General features: G+C 69.1%; 15 protein-coding genes. 12 read left to right on the forward strand and 3 right to left on the reverse strand.

Annotation, left to right across the window (positions count from 1 at the left end):
* Positions 1–4: 4 nt before the first annotated feature.
* Positions 5–937: a hypothetical protein gene (locus ACFV6H_RS15145; RefSeq protein ID WP_385541763.1), complete on the forward strand. Its 933-nt coding sequence runs from the start codon at positions 5–7 to the stop codon at positions 935–937.
* A gap of 38 nt (positions 938–975) precedes the next feature.
* Here ACFV6H_RS15145 and ACFV6H_RS15150 read toward each other — a convergent pair whose 3' ends face one another.
* On the reverse strand, positions 976–1,434 hold the full coding sequence (locus ACFV6H_RS15150) for a DUF3093 domain-containing protein (RefSeq protein ID WP_385541765.1): 459 nt from the start codon (positions 1,432–1,434) through the stop codon (positions 976–978).
* Between the two features lie 58 nt (positions 1,435–1,492).
* On the opposite strand from ACFV6H_RS15150, the gene ACFV6H_RS15155 reads away from it, so the two are divergent.
* The 11 genes from ACFV6H_RS15155 (at position 1,493) to ACFV6H_RS15205 (ending at position 13,214) form a co-directional block, all read left to right on the forward strand.
* Positions 1,493–2,113: a PaaI family thioesterase gene (locus ACFV6H_RS15155; protein WP_256098262.1), complete on the forward strand. Its 621-nt coding sequence runs from the start codon at positions 1,493–1,495 to the stop codon at positions 2,111–2,113.
* Entirely contained in the window at positions 2,110–2,634 is a 525-nt protein-coding gene (dut, locus tag ACFV6H_RS15160) for a dUTP diphosphatase (protein ID WP_385541767.1), read from the forward strand. The genes ACFV6H_RS15155 and dut overlap by 4 nt, the downstream gene beginning before the upstream one ends.
* A gap of 1 nt (position 2,635) precedes the next feature.
* Complete coding sequence (locus ACFV6H_RS15165; protein WP_384788236.1) at positions 2,636–3,415, forward strand: DUF3710 domain-containing protein; 780 nt, start codon at positions 2,636–2,638, stop codon at positions 3,413–3,415.
* A 349-nt stretch (positions 3,416–3,764) separates the two neighbouring features.
* Positions 3,765–3,854, forward strand: a complete 90-nt coding sequence (gene kdpF, locus ACFV6H_RS15170) for a K(+)-transporting ATPase subunit F (protein WP_066946098.1) — start codon at positions 3,765–3,767, stop codon at positions 3,852–3,854.
* Between the two features lie 3 nt (positions 3,855–3,857).
* Positions 3,858–5,522 carry a potassium-transporting ATPase subunit KdpA gene (kdpA, locus tag ACFV6H_RS15175; RefSeq protein WP_385541770.1) on the forward strand — a complete coding sequence of 555 codons (1,665 nt, stop codon included), beginning with the start codon at positions 3,858–3,860 and terminating at the stop codon, positions 5,520–5,522.
* Positions 5,519–7,660 carry a potassium-transporting ATPase subunit KdpB gene (gene kdpB, locus ACFV6H_RS15180; protein WP_385541773.1) on the forward strand — a complete coding sequence of 714 codons (2,142 nt, stop codon included), beginning with the start codon at positions 5,519–5,521 and terminating at the stop codon, positions 7,658–7,660. Before kdpA ends, kdpB begins: the two co-directional genes overlap by 4 nt.
* Before the next feature lie 5 nt (positions 7,661–7,665).
* Entirely contained in the window at positions 7,666–8,331 is a 666-nt protein-coding gene (locus ACFV6H_RS15185) for a potassium-transporting ATPase subunit C (RefSeq protein ID WP_385541774.1), read from the forward strand.
* 251 nt (positions 8,332–8,582) lie between these two features.
* Entirely contained in the window at positions 8,583–11,126 is a 2,544-nt protein-coding gene (locus ACFV6H_RS15190; RefSeq protein ID WP_384985423.1) for an ATP-binding protein, read from the forward strand.
* Positions 11,127–11,152: 26 nt separating this feature from the next.
* Positions 11,153–11,842: a response regulator gene (locus ACFV6H_RS15195; RefSeq protein WP_066946089.1), complete on the forward strand. Its 690-nt coding sequence runs from the start codon at positions 11,153–11,155 to the stop codon at positions 11,840–11,842.
* A 172-nt stretch (positions 11,843–12,014) separates the two neighbouring features.
* Positions 12,015–12,401, forward strand: a complete 387-nt coding sequence (locus tag ACFV6H_RS15200; RefSeq protein WP_161230336.1) for an OB-fold nucleic acid binding domain-containing protein — start codon at positions 12,015–12,017, stop codon at positions 12,399–12,401.
* Positions 12,402–12,404: 3 nt separating this feature from the next.
* Positions 12,405–13,214: a DUF3159 domain-containing protein gene (locus ACFV6H_RS15205; RefSeq protein ID WP_385541777.1), complete on the forward strand. Its 810-nt coding sequence runs from the start codon at positions 12,405–12,407 to the stop codon at positions 13,212–13,214.
* 211 nt (positions 13,215–13,425) lie between these two features.
* On the opposite strand, the gene ACFV6H_RS15210 is transcribed toward ACFV6H_RS15205, so the two are convergent.
* Positions 13,426–14,103: a TrkA family potassium uptake protein gene (locus tag ACFV6H_RS15210; RefSeq protein ID WP_093594355.1), complete on the reverse strand. Its 678-nt coding sequence runs from the start codon at positions 14,101–14,103 to the stop codon at positions 13,426–13,428.
* Positions 14,103–14,771, reverse strand: coding sequence for a potassium channel family protein (locus tag ACFV6H_RS15215; protein ID WP_385541780.1), 669 nt, complete (start codon positions 14,769–14,771; stop codon positions 14,103–14,105). The genes ACFV6H_RS15210 and ACFV6H_RS15215 overlap by 1 nt, the downstream gene beginning before the upstream one ends.
* Positions 14,772–14,865: the final 94 nt, after the last annotated feature.

Raw genomic sequence — 14,865 nt, forward strand, 5'->3', positions numbered from 1 at the left:
GGCCGTGGCAGGCGACACACCGTTTCGGAAACGACGCTTCCGTAGCAAGTCGGCGGAGGCGTATCAGGGCGGCACAGGCCCGGCAGAAGGCGCTCAGCCCGCTGCCGAGCACTCCGCCCTCCTGCCCCAGCACGACGCACGTGACGACGAGCGAGGCCTCCCGGCCTCGCTCGAAGCGGCCCGGGAGGATCGCGGCGGTCCCATGACCAGGGGCCGGCGCCTGGACACCGTCAAACGGGGTGTGCGCAAGGGAGGCGCGAGCGCCAAGGCGGCGCTGGCGCATATCGCCGACCGGATCATCGAGAGCGCTCCTCGGGTCCCGGTCCGCGACCTCGCGACACTGCGCAAGCAGTTTCCCGGCCTCGGCCCCGAGGAGCTGGCCGACAAGCTGGTCGCCGGCGCGGCGAACAGCAGCTCCACGGTCGGTGCCGGCGTCGGCGCCGCCGCGATGCTGCCCGTACCGCCGGCGATGCCCGCCGAGCTGGCGGCCGAGATCACGGCCGTCGCCGCGATCGAGCTGAAGCTCATCGCGGAGCTCCATGAGGTGTACGGGCTGCGCCCGCCCGGCACGCTCAAGGAGCGCAGCGCCGCCTATCTGACCTCCTGGACGGAGGAGCGCGGCGTCGACATCACCAAACCCTCGACCATCAACGGCGCGCTGAGCGGCCGGATGAAGCGCGAGCTGCGGCAGCAGATCATGAAGCGCACGATCCGCAATCTGCCCAATCTGGTCCCGTTCATGATCGGTGCGGCCGTCGGCGCGATGATGAACCGACGGGACACCAAGAAGGTCGCCGAGCGTGTCCGCGCGGACCTGCGCAGCCGCCAGATCCCCTGGGACGCCCTCCCGGAGCTGCCTCCGCTGGAGACCGCGCCGGAGAGCGCGGAGATCCCCAGACAACTCCCTCCCGGGCTTCCGAAGGAGCTGGAGAGCTAGGGCTCGCGGGCCGGAGCGCCGAGTGAGGCTTCGCGTCCTCAGTTGGTCCGTACCGCGTCCAGCGCGGTGGCCAGTGCCTGTGGGTTCCGCGTCGAGAGATAGACGTACGGAGTCGGATCTTCCGGATCCGTGATCTCCACGCGCAGCGCGGTGGGCACATAGCTGCGCATCAGCATGAAGGCGCGAGGATCGGCCTTGTGCAGCCGCCAGTCCCGCGCCTCCTCCGGGCCGAGCACCTCCGCCTCGCCGAGCGCCGAGACCGGGATCCTGGCATCGCCCGCGACCAGCGAGTCCGCCACCACCCTGATCCGCGCGGAGCCGTACGAACTCACTCCGGCCGCCGCCAGCGCTCCGGCGCCGATCACCCCGCCGAGCAGCGGCAACGGTCCCAGCGGCAGGGTGATCAGACCTCCCGCCACCGCGATGAGAGCGGCTATGGCCCACCAGGAACCGGGTGCGGTCAGACGTTCGTCGTAGCGTGCGGCGGAGTGCTCCATGGAGCCAAGCTTGGCACGGTGCTGTCGCCGGGCCACCGCGCGGGTAAGGTCTGCGCCTGTGAGCAACGTGCCATCCCCGGGGACGCCGCCCGGACCCTCCACAGGACCGGGGGCCCTGACACCTCCGGCCGACGCCGGACCGCCGGTCCGGCACCCCGACGCACCCGCGCCCGGCGAGCTGCTCGGCGCGCACTACGAGCACTGCTTCGGCTGCGGCGAGGCACAGCCGCACGGCCTTCAGCTGAGGGCGCGCGCGGGCGAGGGCGTCAGCATCACCGCCGAGTTCACCGTCAAGCCAGGCCACCAGGGCGCTCCCGGTCTCGCGCACGGCGGCGTCCTCGCCACCGCGCTCGACGAGACGCTGGGCTCGCTGAACTGGCTGCTGCGGGTGATCGCGGTGACCGGCCGGCTCCAGACCGAGTTCGTCCGGCCCGTGCCCGTGGGCACGCTGCTGTATCTGGAGGCCCGGACCACCGCCGTCCACGGGCGGAAGATCTACTGCACCGCCACCGGCCGGATCGGCGGCCCCGACGGGCCCGTCGCCGTCCGCGCCGACGCGCTGTTCATCGAGGTCAAGGTCGACCACTTCATCGAGAACGGCCGCCAGGAGGAGATCCGGGCGGCGATGGCCGATCCGGACCAGATCAGGCGAGCCCGCGCCTTCGAGGTGAACCCATGAGCCATACGCCTTCCGTCCTTGTCGACGTACTGATCCGCCGTATCGACCCGGAGGTTCCGCTTCCGTCGTACGCGCATCCAGGCGACGCCGGAGTTGATCTGGTGACCACGGAGGCCGCCGAGCTGGCCCCGGGGGAGCGGGCCGTACTGCCCACGGGAGTCTCCATCGCGCTGCCCGACGGGTACGCCGCCTTCGTGCACCCGCGCTCCGGGCTGGCGGCCCGCTGCGGAGTCGCCATGGTGAATGCCCCGGGGACGGTGGATGCCGGGTACCGTGGAGAGATCAAAGTGATCGTGGTCAATCTGGACCCGCGCGAGAGCGTGCGGTTCGAGCGGTTCGACCGGATTGCCCAACTGGTCGTCCAGCAGGTCGAGAAGGTCCGCTTCCACGAGGTGGCGGAACTTCCCGGGTCCGCGCGGGGCGACGGGGGCTTCGGGTCCACCGGCGGTCATGCCGCCGTGGGCGGCGTACAGGGCGGGAATCGATACGCTTCGGTCGTATCCGACCGGGAAGGACAGTGACGTGTTCGGACGTCGCAAGAAGAGTGGTTCCGCAGCGGACGCGGCGGACGCAGCGGGCGAGGCCGAGCAGTTCACCGACGAGGCCGGTGCCGACGCGAAGGCCGGCGGGACGACCGCGTCCCGCAGGGTGAACCTTCCGCCGGCGCCCAGGCCGGACGGTCCCTGGGACATCTCCGAGGTCTCCAGGCCCGACGAGGGCCGGGTCGACCTGGGCGGGATCTTCGTTCCCGGGGTCGAGGGCATGGAGCTGCGTGTCGAGGTCGCCGGTGACGCGATCGTGGCCGCCACGGTCGTCGTGCGCGACAGCGCCGTACAGCTCCAGGCGTTCGCGGCGCCCAAGAAGGAAGGTATCTGGGGCGAGGTCCGTGAGGAGATCGCCTCCGGCATCACCCAGCAGGGCGGCATCATCGACGAGGTCGAGGGCCCGCTGGGCTGGGAGCTGCGCGCCCAGGTCCCCGTACAGCTCCCGGACGGCACCGGTGGTGTACAGCTTGTGCGCTTCATCGGCGTCGACGGACCGCGCTGGTTCCTGCGCGGCGTGATCTCCGGACAGGGCGCGGTGCAGCCGCAGGCCGCCGGGCTGCTGGAGCAGATCTTCCGGGACACCGTGGTCGTACGCGGCGAAGGGCCGATGGCTCCGCGTGACCCGATCGTCCTGAAGCTGCCGGACGACGCGCAGATGGTGGCCGAGGGCGTTCAGCAGGAGGAGCAGGAAGGCTCCCGCTTCTCCGGCGGCATGGGACAGCTCCAGCGCGGTCCCGAGATCACCGAGGTGCGCTGAGACGAGGCGCGCGCGGGCACCACGAGCCGCGCGCGACGGACGGACGCGAGACAGACCGAACGGCCGGTGGGCCGCATCCCTTCGTGGGGTGCGGCCCACCGGCCGTTTCCCTGTCATATGGGCCAGATCACAGGGCACGGCCGCGCCCATATGGACTCCGTCAAGCCGGTGACGTCGGCCGTATGGGACCCGTCAACGGAAGCCGGGTCCGCGAAATCAGCGGGTTTCCTCAGGGAGTCGGATTTCCCGTACTCATCTAGGAGCTCACGATGGCCGATGTGGCCTTCGTCGTCACCACGATCGCGGTCTTCGCGCTGGTGGCCCTCATCGCCAAGGGGGTGGCGAAGCTGTGACCGCCGAGAACATCGTCGGACTGGTCGTGGCCGTCGCCCTGCTGGGATACCTCGTCCTCGCCCTGTTCTTCCCGGAGAGGTTCTGAGTGATGAGCTCCGTCCTCGCCGGTGTGCTCCAGCTGCTCGCGCTCGTCGTGGCGCTCGGTCTGGCATACCGCCCGCTCGGTGACTACATGGCCCGGGTCTACAGCTCGCCCGGACATCTCAGGGCCGAGAAGTGGATCTACAAGGCCGTCGGCGCCAATCCCGCCACCGAGATGCGCTGGCCCGCCTATCTCCGCGGTGTCCTCGCGTTCTCCGCGGTGAGCGTCCTCTTCCTGTATCTGCTGCAACGGGTCCAGGGCGGCCTGCCCGGATCGCTCGGCTTCTCCGCGATCGACCCGGACCAGGCCTTCAACACCGCCGCGTCCTTCGTCTCCAACACCAACTGGCAGTCGTACTACGGCGAACAGGCCATGGGCCATGTCGTACAGACCGGTGGTCTGGCCGTCCAGAACTTTGTCTCGGCGGCGGTCGGCATGGCCGTCGCGGTGGCGCTGGTGCGGGGCTTCGCCCGCTCCCGCACCGGTGAGCTGGGAAACTTCTGGGCCGACCTGGTGCGCGGCACCGTCCGTATCCTGCTGCCCATCTCCGTGATCGGCGCGATCGTGCTGGTCGCGTGCGGCGCGATCCAGAACTTCGCCGGGATCCATGAGGTCGGCCAGTTCCTGGGCGGCTCGCAGCAGTGGAACGGCGGCGCGGTCGCCTCGCAGGAGGCCATCAAGGAGCTGGGCACCAACGGCGGCGGCTACTTCAACGCCAACTCCGCGCATCCCTTCGAGAACCCCAGCCCGATCTCGAACCTCTTCGAGATCTTTCTGATCCTGGTCATCCCGTTCGCGCTGACCAGGACCTTCGGCCGGATGGTCGGCAGCGTCAAGCAGGGCTACGCGATCCTCGCCACGATGGTGACGATCTGGCTCGGCTTCACCGCGCTGATGATGTGGACCGAGTTCGCGCACCACGGACCGGCGTTCGACATCGCCGGCGGTGCGATGGAGGGCAAGGAGACCCGCTTCGGGATCGGCGGCTCGTCGATCTTCGCGGTGGCCACCACGCTCACCTCGACCGGTGCGGTCAACTCCTTCCACTCCTCGTACACCGGGTTCGGCGGCGGTATCACGATGCTGGGCATGCAGCTCGGCGAGATCGCGCCCGGCGGAGTCGGCTCCGGCCTCTACGGCATGCTGATCATGGCGATCATCGCGGTCTTTATCGCCGGGCTGATGGTCGGCCGTACGCCCGAGTATCTGGGCAAGAAGCTCGGCAGCCGCGAGATCAAGTTCGCCGCGAGCTACATCCTGATCACTCCGGCGCTGGTGCTCGGCTTCACGGCCGTGGCCATGGCGCTTCCCACGCCGGGCAACTCGATGACCAACTCGGGGCCGCACGGCTTCTCCGAGATCCTGTACGCGTACACCTCGGCCGGCAACAACAACGGCTCGGCCTTCGCCGGGCTCAACGCCGACACCCAGTGGTTCAACACCACCACCGGTCTGGCCATGCTGCTCGGCCGCTTCCTGCCCATGGTGTTCGTCCTGGCGCTGGCCGGCGCGCTCGCCGAGCAGCGTCCCGTCCCGGAGACCGCGGGCACGCTCCGTACCCACAAGCCGCTCTTCACCGGGCTGCTGGTCGGCACGATCGTGATCGTCACCGGTCTGACCTACTTCCCGGCGCTGGCGCTGGGCCCGCTGGCCGAAGGGCTGGCGTCATGACCACTCGTACGAAGCAAGAGGACACGATGTCCACAGCCACTCCGACCCGTGCGCCGCACCCGTCCGTGTCTTCCGGTCACAGCTCCGGGAGCGAGCGGGTGGGCGGCGGCCTGTTCGATCCCAAGCAGTTGATCAAGTCCTTCCCGCAGGCGGTACGCAAGCTCGATCCGCGGGTGATGGTGAAGTCGCCCGTGATGTTCGTGGTCCTCGTCGGATCCGTGCTCTCCACGGTCTTCGCCGCGCTCGATCCGACCGACTGGTTCGGCTGGGCCATCGCCGGCTGGCTCTGGCTGACCACGGTGTTCGCCAATCTGGCGGAGGCGGTCGCCGAGGGCCGTGGCAAGGCGCAGGCGGACACCCTGCGCAAGGCCAAGACCGACACCGTCGCCCGGCGTGTCATCGGCCCGGACGAGGAGCGCGTACCCGGCACAGAGCTGCGGATCGGCGATCTGGTGGTCTGCGAGGCGGGCGACATCATTCCCGGCGACGGCGATGTGGTCGAAGGAGTCGCCTCCGTCGACGAATCGGCCATCACCGGTGAGTCGGCGCCGGTCATCCGGGAGTCGGGCGGCGACCGCTCGGCCGTCACCGGAGGGACGAAGGTCCTCTCGGACCGGATCGTCATCAGGATCACCACCAGGCCCGGTGAGACTTTCATCGACCGGATGATCAAGCTGGTCGAGGGCGCGGCCCGGCAGAAGACGCCCAACGAGATCGCGCTGAACATCCTGCTCGCGTCCCTCACTATCGTCTTCCTCCTCGCCGTCGTCACTCTCCAGCCGTTCGCGGTCTACGCGGGCCGGCGGCAGTCGATGATCGTGCTGATCGCCCTGCTGGTCTGTCTGATACCGACCACGATCGGCGCGCTGCTCTCCGCGATCGGGATCGCGGGCATGGACCGGCTGGTGCAGCGCAATGTGCTCGCGATGTCCGGGCGCGCGGTCGAGGCGGCTGGCGATGTGTCGACACTGCTGCTCGACAAGACCGGCACGATCACCCTCGGAAACCGTCAGGCCGCCGAGTTCGTCCCGGTCAGAGGCGTGACGGAGGCCGAACTGGCCGATGCCGCACAGCTCTCCTCGCTCGCCGACGAAACACCCGAGGGCCGCTCGATCGTCGTCCTGGCCAAGGAGAAGTACGGGCTGCGCGAGCGCCACCAAGGCCAGCTCACCGGCGCCGAATGGACCGCCTTTACCGCCCAGACCCGGATGTCCGGTGTCGATCTCACCGAGAACGGGACGACGCGCACCGTACGCAAGGGAGCCGCCGGTTCGGTCATCGCCTGGGTCAGAAGCCGCGGCGGGCAGGTGTCCCAGGACGCCCAGGCCCTCACCGACCGGATCTCCCAGGCCGGCGGCACACCGCTGCTGGTGGCGCTGGACGATACGGCCGGAGCCCGGGTGCTCGGTGTCATCCATCTCAAGGATGTGGTCAAGGAAGGGATGCGGGAGCGCTTCGAGGAACTGCGCCGGATGGGTATCCGTACGGTCATGATCACCGGCGACAATCCGCTGACCGCGCGGGCGATCGCGGAGGAGGCGGGCGTGGACGACTTCCTGGCCGAGGCCACTCCCGAGGACAAGATGTCCCTCATCAGGAGCGAGCAGAGCGGCGGCAAGCTGGTCGCGATGACCGGCGACGGTACGAACGACGCGCCCGCACTGGCCCAGGCGGATGTCGGCGTGGCCATGAACACCGGCACCTCGGCCGCCAAAGAGGCCGGGAACATGGTGGACCTGGACTCCAACCCGACCAAACTGATCGAGATAGTCGAGATCGGCAAGCAGCTCCTGATCACCCGTGGCGCGCTGACGACCTTCTCGATCGCCAATGACGTCGCGAAGTACTTCGCGATAATCCCCGCGATGTTCGCCGTCGTCTATCCGAGCCTCGACAGGCTCAACATCATGGATCTCTCCTCGCCGGAGTCCGCGATCCTCTCCGCGGTCATCTTCAACGCGCTCGTCATCGTCGCGCTGGTGCCGCTCGCCCTGAAGGGCGTGCGCTACCGGCCCACGAGCGCCGACCGGATGCTCCGCAGAAACCTCGGGATCTACGGCCTCGGCGGGCTGATCGCGCCGTTCATCGGCATCAAGATCATCGACCTGATCATCTCCCTCATCCCCGGCATCGGGTGAACGGCATGTCTTCCATGAACATCGGCAGTACCGCACGGCTGCTCGGGGCGGGCCTGCGCGCCCTCCTCGTCCTCACCGTCCTCTGCGGCGTGCTCTATCCGCTGGCCGTCACCGGCGTCGCCCAAGGGCTCTTCCCTCACCGGGCGAACGGCTCGGAGGTGAAACAGGACGGCAAGGTCGTCGGCTCCTCGCTCATCGGACAGCGGTACGACCTGCCGCTCAAGGCGGGCCAGGAGACTCCGGAGCCGGACCTCAAGTGGTTCCAGCCGCGTCCTTCCAACGGCCTCGGCACCAACGGTGTCAACACTCAGTACAAGCTCATCCTCTCCGGAGCCACCAACCGTTCCGGCGACAACGAGGATCTGATCAAGTGGGTCACGGACGCCAAGGCCGCCGTCGTCAAGGACAACTCCACGCCCGGTTACCGGGTCACACCGGCCCAGGTCCCGCCGGACGCCGTCACCTCCTCGGGCTCGGGACTGGATCCGGACATCTCGCCCGCTTACGCGAGGCTCCAGGTGCACCGGGTGGCGGAGCGCAACCAGCTTCCCGTCGAACAGGTGGAGAAGCTGGTCGAGGACCACACCCAGCAGCGGGTTCTCGGCTTCGTCGGGGAGCCGCGGGTCAATGTGCTCGCGCTCAACACGGCCCTCAAGGAGCTGACCGGCTGACTCCGGCCGGTGTGGCCGGTCCGGACCGCTCACGCGTCCGGGTCGGCCTCTTCCGGGTCGGCCTTTTCCGCGCCGGTCTCTTCCGCGTCGGCCCGGACTTCTCCGTACCGGACCTCTCCGTACCGGCATCAGAATCGTGTCAAGACCACGATCGCGCCCGTTGGCTGCCCTTTTTGTCGCAATCACCGGGAGTAGCTTCGACTCAGCCGACGCGTGGCACGCGGTGGCTCTTCCGGGAAGACAATGGGGCCATGGGACGCGGCAAGCTTCGTATCTATCTCGGGGCGGCACCGGGCGTCGGCAAGACGTACGCGATGCTCTCCGAGGCACACCGCCGGGTGGAGCGGGGCACCGACTGTGTGGTGGCCTTCGTGGAGCACCACGACCGGCCGCGCACGGAGGTCATGCTGCACGGCCTCGAAGAGGTGCCGCGCCGTGAGCTGGAGTACCGCGGGACCGTCTTCACGGAGATGGACGTCGACGCGGTGCTGGAGCGCCGTCCCGCCGTCGCCCTCGTGGACGAGCTGGCGCACACCAATGTGCCGGGCTCGCGCAACGTCAAGCGGTGGCAGGACGTCGAGGAGCTGCTCAAGGCGGGCATCGAGGTCGTCTCCAGCGTCAATATCCAGCATCTCGAATCGCTCGGAGACGTGGTCGAGTCGATAACCGGTGTACGCCAGCAGGAGACCGTCCCCGACGAGATCGTCCGGCGGGCCGACCAGATCGAGCTGGTCGACATGTCGCCGCAGGCCCTGCGCCGCCGTATGGCGCACGGCAATGTCTACAAGCCCGACAAGGTGGACGCGGCGCTCTCGCACTACTTCCGTCCGGGCAATCTGACCGCGCTGCGCGAGCTGGCCCTGCTGTGGGTCGCCGACCGGGTGGACGAATACCTCCAGCAGTACCGCGGCGAGCACAACATCCGCACCACCTGGTCGGCCCGGGAACGTATCGTCGTCGGCCTCACCGGCGGTCCCGAGGGACGTACGCTGATCCGCCGCGCGGCCCGGATGGCCGCCAAGGGCTCGGGCAGCGAGATCCTCGCCGTCTACATAGCCCGCAGCGACGGTCTCACCGCGGCCTCGCCCAAGGAGCTGGCCGTCCAGCGCACGCTGGTCGAGGATCTCGGCGGCACCTTCCACCATGTCATCGGCGACGACGTTCCCTCCGCGCTGCTGGAATTCGCGCGCGGAGTCAACGCGACCCAGATCGTGCTGGGCTCCAGCCGCCGCAAGACCTGGCAGTACGTCTTCGGGCCCGGCGTCGGCGCCACCGTCGCCCGGGAGTCAGGACCCGACCTGGACGTACACATCGTCACGCACGAGGAGGCCGCCAAGGGCCGCGGACTGCCGGTGGCGCGCGGAGCCAGACTCGGCCGCTCCCGGATCATCTGGGGCTGGCTGGCCGGAGTCGTCGCGCCCGTCCTGCTCTCGCTGCTGCTGGCCATGGTGGGCAACTCCCCGGGGCTGGCCAACGATGTCCTGCTCTTCCTCTTCCTGACCGTGATGTCGGCGCTGCTCGGCGGGCTGCGGCCGGCGCTCGCCTCCGCCGCCGTGGGCTCCCTGCTGCTCAACTTCTACTTCACTCCGCCCACCCACACCCTGACCATCGCGGACCCCAGGAACCTGGTCGCCATCGTGATCTTCTTCGCCGTGGCCGTGTCGGTGGCCTCGGTGGTCGATCTGGCGGCACGCCGTACCCATCAGGCGGCCCGGCTCAGAGCCGAGTCCGAGATCCTCTCCTTCCTGGCGGGCAGTGTGCTGAAAGGCGAGACCACGCTGGCCGCGCTGCTGGAGCGGGTCAGGGAGACCTTCGCCATGGAGTCCGTGGCGCTGCTCGAACGCAAGAGCGATGTCGATCCCTGGACCTGTGCGGGCAGCGTCGGACCGCAGCCCGTCGACCGTCCCGAGTCCGCCGATGTCGACATGCCGGTCGGCGACCATATGGCGCTGGCGCTCTCCGGACGGGTCCTGCCCGCGGAGGACCGCCGGGTGCTCGCCGCCTTCGCCGCGCAGGCAGCCGTCGTACTCGACCGGCAGCGTCTGGTGGGCGAGGCCGCCCAGGCCCGTGAACTGGCCGAGGGCAACCGGATCCGGACGGCCCTGCTCGCGGCCGTCAGCCACGATCTGCGGACTCCGCTGGCCGGGATCAAGGCGGCGGTCTCCTCTCTCCGCTCCGACGACGTCGAATGGTCCGAGGAGGACCAGGCGGAACTGCTCGAAGGCATCGAGCACGGCGCCGACCGCCTCGACCATCTCGTGGGCAACCTCCTCGACATGTCCCGGCTCCAGACCGGCACCGTCACCCCGCTGATCCGCGAGATCGACCTCGATGAGGTGGTTCCGATGGCGCTCGGCGGCGTACCGGAGGACAGCGTGGAGCTGGACATCCCCGAGTCGCTGCCCATGGTGGCCGTCGACCCGGGCCTGCTGGAGCGCGCGGTGGCCAATATCGTCGAGAACGCCGTCAAGTACAGCCCTGACGGGCGGCGGGTCACGGTCGCCGCCAGCGCGCTGGGGGAGCGGGTCGAGGTACGGGTCGTGGACCGTGGCCCGGGCGTTCCCGAGGACGCCAAGGAACGGATCTTCGAGCCCTTCCAGCGCCACGGCGACGCGCCGCGCGGGGCCGGCGTCGGCCTCGGGCTCGCGGTGGCGCGCGGCTTTGTCGACGCGATGGGCGGCACTCTCACGGCCGAGGACACCCCCGGTGGCGGCCTGACCATGGTTCTCACCCTCACGGCGGCGTCCGGACTCGCGCCGGCGCGCCGTGAACCACCGGCCCGGATCGTCTCATGACCGGGACAGCAGAAAGGCAGAACCCTATGACGCGGGTGCTCGTGGTCGATGACGAGCCGCAGATCGTACGCGCATTGGTGATCAATCTCAGGGCGCGCAAGTACGAGGTGGACGCGGCCTCCGACGGCGCGAGCGCGCTCGAACTCGCCGCCGCGCGCCATCCCGATGTGGTCGTGCTCGACCTCGGGCTGCCGGACATGGACGGCGTCGAGGTCATCAAGGGCCTGCGCGGCTGGACCCGGGTGCCGATCCTGGTGCTCTCCGCCCGTCACACCTCCGACGAGAAGGTCGAGGCGCTGGACGCGGGCGCCGACGACTATGTCACCAAGCCGTTCGGCATGGACGAACTGCTGGCCCGGCTGCGCGCCGCGGTCAGACGGGCCGAGCCGGTGGGCGGCGACGGCGACGACTCCACGGCGGTGGTCGAGACCGAGGGCTTCACCGTCGATCTGGCCGCGAAGAAGGTGCACCGCGAGGGCCGGGACGTACGGCTCACTCCGACCGAGTGGCATCTGCTGGAGGTGCTCGTACGCAACACCGGGCGGCTGGTCAGCCAGAAACAGCTCCTCCAGGAGGTCTGGGGGCCCTCGTACGGCACCGAGACCAACTATCTGCGGGTCTATATGGCCCAGCTCCGGCGGAAGCTGGAGACGGATCCCTCGCATCCCAGGCACTTCGTCACCGAGCCGGGGATGGGGTACCGCTTCGAGCGTTGATCCGTGTGCTGATCCGGTGAGCCGGGCGTCGATCCGACAGCGCTGATCCGTGTGCAGATCCGTGCGTCGATCCATGCCTTGATCCATGCCTCGATCCGTGCGTGGATCTCTGTGCGGATCCGACTCCCGCGCCACTGGATCCGGCGCCTCCTCGCCCCGGTACGCTCTAGCTATGAGTGCTGAGAAGCCGACCGGCCGCTTCCGCCGGATGCTCGACCGGCTCTCCAGCTCCCAGGGGGATCTGGAGTCCGAGGAGCTGCGGGAGGATGCGCAGGCGTCGGGATGCACCCGGATCTCCGACTGCAACGACCGCCAGATCGTCCGGGTGACTGGTACGTTGCGGACGGTCACGTTGCGTCCGCGGGCCGGTGTGCCCGCGCTGGAGGCGGAGCTGTTCGACGGCACCGCTCCGCTGGACGTGGTATGGCTGGGCCGGCGCTCCATCGTGGGCATAGAGCCGGGCCGCAGACTGATCGCCTCCGGCCGGATCTCCCTGAGCCACGGCCGACGGGTGCTGTTCAATCCCAAATACGAACTCCGACCGCTCGGACAGGAGTAGCCGGTGCCGTCATTCGACAAGCCCGCCGCCTCGAACGTTTCCAGCGCTTCACCGGACGGGCCGACGGGCACGTCTGCGCCGTCCGGGCCGAACGGTGACGCCGACGCGAAAGCCGTCACCGAGGCGGCCCTTTTCGAGGCCTTCGGCGGCCTGCGGGGCATGGTGGAGACGGTCGTCCCCGGCCTGCTCTTCGTCACGATCTTCACGATCAACCAGGATCTGCACACCTCGGCGATCGCGGCCCTCGCGGTCTCGCTGCTGCTGGTCGTGGTCCGGCTGGTGCGCCGGGACACCGTCAAGCACGCGTTCAGCGGCGTCTTCGGCGTCGCCTTCGGTGTCGTCTTCGCGATGATGACCGGCAACGCGAAGGACTTCTATCTGCCGGGCATGCTCTACACGCTGGGGCTGGCGCTCGCGTACATCGTCACCACGCTGGCGGGCGTACCGCTGATCGGACTGATCCTGGGCCCGGTCTTCAAGGAGAACCTCTCCTGGCGGACACGGAATCCGGGCCGCAAGAAGGCGTACGCGAAGGCGAGCTGGGCGTGGGGGCTGATCCTGCTCGCCAAGTGCGCGATCCTCTTCCCGCTCTACTGGTGGGCCGATACGACACAGCTCGGCTGGGTGCTCATCACGCTGAAGATCCCGCCGTTCCTGCTGGCCGTCTATCTGACCTGGGTCTTCCTGGCGAAGGCGCCCGCGCCGATCGATGTCTTCGCCGAGATGGAGGCGGAGGAGGAGGCGGAGAAGGCCCGCAAGGCCGCCGCCGCGACGACGCCGGACGGCCCGACGAGCCACCGCAGGGAGCGCTGAGGCCGCAGGGCGTTCGGCGCCGTACGATCCGGGCCCGGGCAGCGCCCGTACGAGCCCGTCACGGCTTCCGTGCCGTACGGGACGGCCCACGTGGCAGACGTACTCGTGACAGACGTATGGGAAAGGGTCCGGCACCTCTCAGGTGCCGGACCCTTTCCCATGAAGCGCGTACGGCGCGTACGCAGGGCGTGGTCGGCCTCAGCCCGTCGCCTCAGCCCGTCGCGTCCTCGCGGCGGACCGACAGCAGGTCCTCCAACTGCTCCTCACGGGCCTGCGCCGCCACGAAGAGCAGCTCGTCACCCGCCTCCAGCGTCTCCTCCGGATTCGGCGTCAGCACGCGCGTACCCCGGATGATCGTCACCAGCGAGGTGTCCTCCGGCCAGGTCACATCGCCCACCAGCGTGCCGGTCACGGCCGACTCCGGCGGCAGCGTCAGCTCGACCAGATTCGCGTCGCCATGGCTGAAGCGCAGCAGCCGTACCAGATCGCCGACGCTCACCGCCTCCTCGACCAGCGCCGACATCAGCCGCGGTGTGGAGACCGCTACATCGACGCCCCAGGCCTCGTTGAACAGCCATTCGTTCTTCGGGTTGTTGACCCGGGCCACCACCCGCGGCACGCCGTACTCCGTCTTGGCGAGCAGGGAGACGACCAGATTGACCTTGTCGTCGCCGGTCGCGGCGATCACGACATTGCAGCGCTGGAGCGCCGCCTCGTCCAGCGACGTGATCTCACAGGCGTCCGCCAGCAGCCACTCGGCCAGCGGCACCCGCTCCACCGAGATGGCGGTCGGCGCCTTGTCGATCAGCAGGACCTCGTGTCCGTTCTCCAGCAGCTCGCCCGCGATGGAACGGCCCACCGCACCTGCCCCGGCAATCGCGACACGCATCAGATCCCGCCTCCGTCCGGGCCCTCGGCGAATGCCGCCTCGACCTTCTCGATGTCGTCCGTACGCATCATCACGTGGACGAGATCGCCCTCCTGAAGCACCGTCTGGGACGTCGGCAGCATCGCCTCGCCGAGCCGGGTGAGAAACGCGACACGTACGCCGGTCTCCTCCTGGAGCGTGCTGATCTTGTGCCCGATCCAACTCGATGCCGTATGCACCTCGGCCAGTTGCACGCCGCCGCTGGGGTCCCGCCACAGCGGCTCGGCGCCCGACGGCAGCAGCTGGCGCAGCATCTGGTCGGCGGTCCAGCGGACCGTGGCCACGGTCGGAATGCCCAGCCGCTGATAGACCTCGGCACGCCGCGGATCGTAGATACGGGCGGCGACATTCTCTATGCCGAACATCTCGCGGGCCACGCGCGCGGCGATGATGTTGGAGTTGTCTCCGCTGCTCACCGCCGCGAAGGCGCCGGCTTCCTCGATCCCCGCCTCGCGCAGGGTGTCCTGGTCGAACCCGACCCCGCTGACGCGACGGCCGCCGAAACCCGAGCCGAGCCGGCGGAACGCGGTGGGGTCCTGGTCGATGACGGCGACTGTGTGCCCCTGTTGCTCCAGGGTCTGCGCGAGTGCGGCTCCCACCCGGCCGCAGCCCATGATGACGATGTGCACGTGGACTTACCCCGCACTCCTGGTCGCCTTGCTGACCTGCGAAAACACCCTGTTCACTCTTCCTTCTCGACCTGCCGGGCACCAAGCGGGACAC

This window comes from Streptomyces sp. NPDC059743 (assembly GCF_042732975.1).
Lineage (GTDB): Bacteria > Actinomycetota > Actinomycetes > Streptomycetales > Streptomycetaceae > Streptomyces.

Coding starts and splice junctions, on each gene's coding strand:
- ACFV6H_RS15150 (WP_385541765.1), bottom strand. CDS start 1,434: ATGGAGCACTCCGCCGCACGCTACGACGAACGTCTGACCGCACCCGGT.
- dut (WP_385541767.1), top strand. CDS start 2,110: ATGAGCCATACGCCTTCCGTCCTTGTCGACGTACTGATCCGCCGTATC.
- kdpA (WP_385541770.1), top strand. CDS start 3,858: ATGAGCTCCGTCCTCGCCGGTGTGCTCCAGCTGCTCGCGCTCGTCGTG.
- kdpB (WP_385541773.1), top strand. CDS start 5,519: ATGACCACTCGTACGAAGCAAGAGGACACGATGTCCACAGCCACTCCG.
- ACFV6H_RS15185 (WP_385541774.1), top strand. CDS start 7,666: ATGTCTTCCATGAACATCGGCAGTACCGCACGGCTGCTCGGGGCGGGC.
- ACFV6H_RS15190 (WP_384985423.1), top strand. CDS start 8,583: ATGGGACGCGGCAAGCTTCGTATCTATCTCGGGGCGGCACCGGGCGTC.
- ACFV6H_RS15195 (WP_066946089.1), top strand. CDS start 11,153: ATGACGCGGGTGCTCGTGGTCGATGACGAGCCGCAGATCGTACGCGCA.
- ACFV6H_RS15200 (WP_161230336.1), top strand. CDS start 12,015: ATGAGTGCTGAGAAGCCGACCGGCCGCTTCCGCCGGATGCTCGACCGG.
- ACFV6H_RS15210 (WP_093594355.1), bottom strand. CDS start 14,103: ATGCGTGTCGCGATTGCCGGGGCAGGTGCGGTGGGCCGTTCCATCGCG.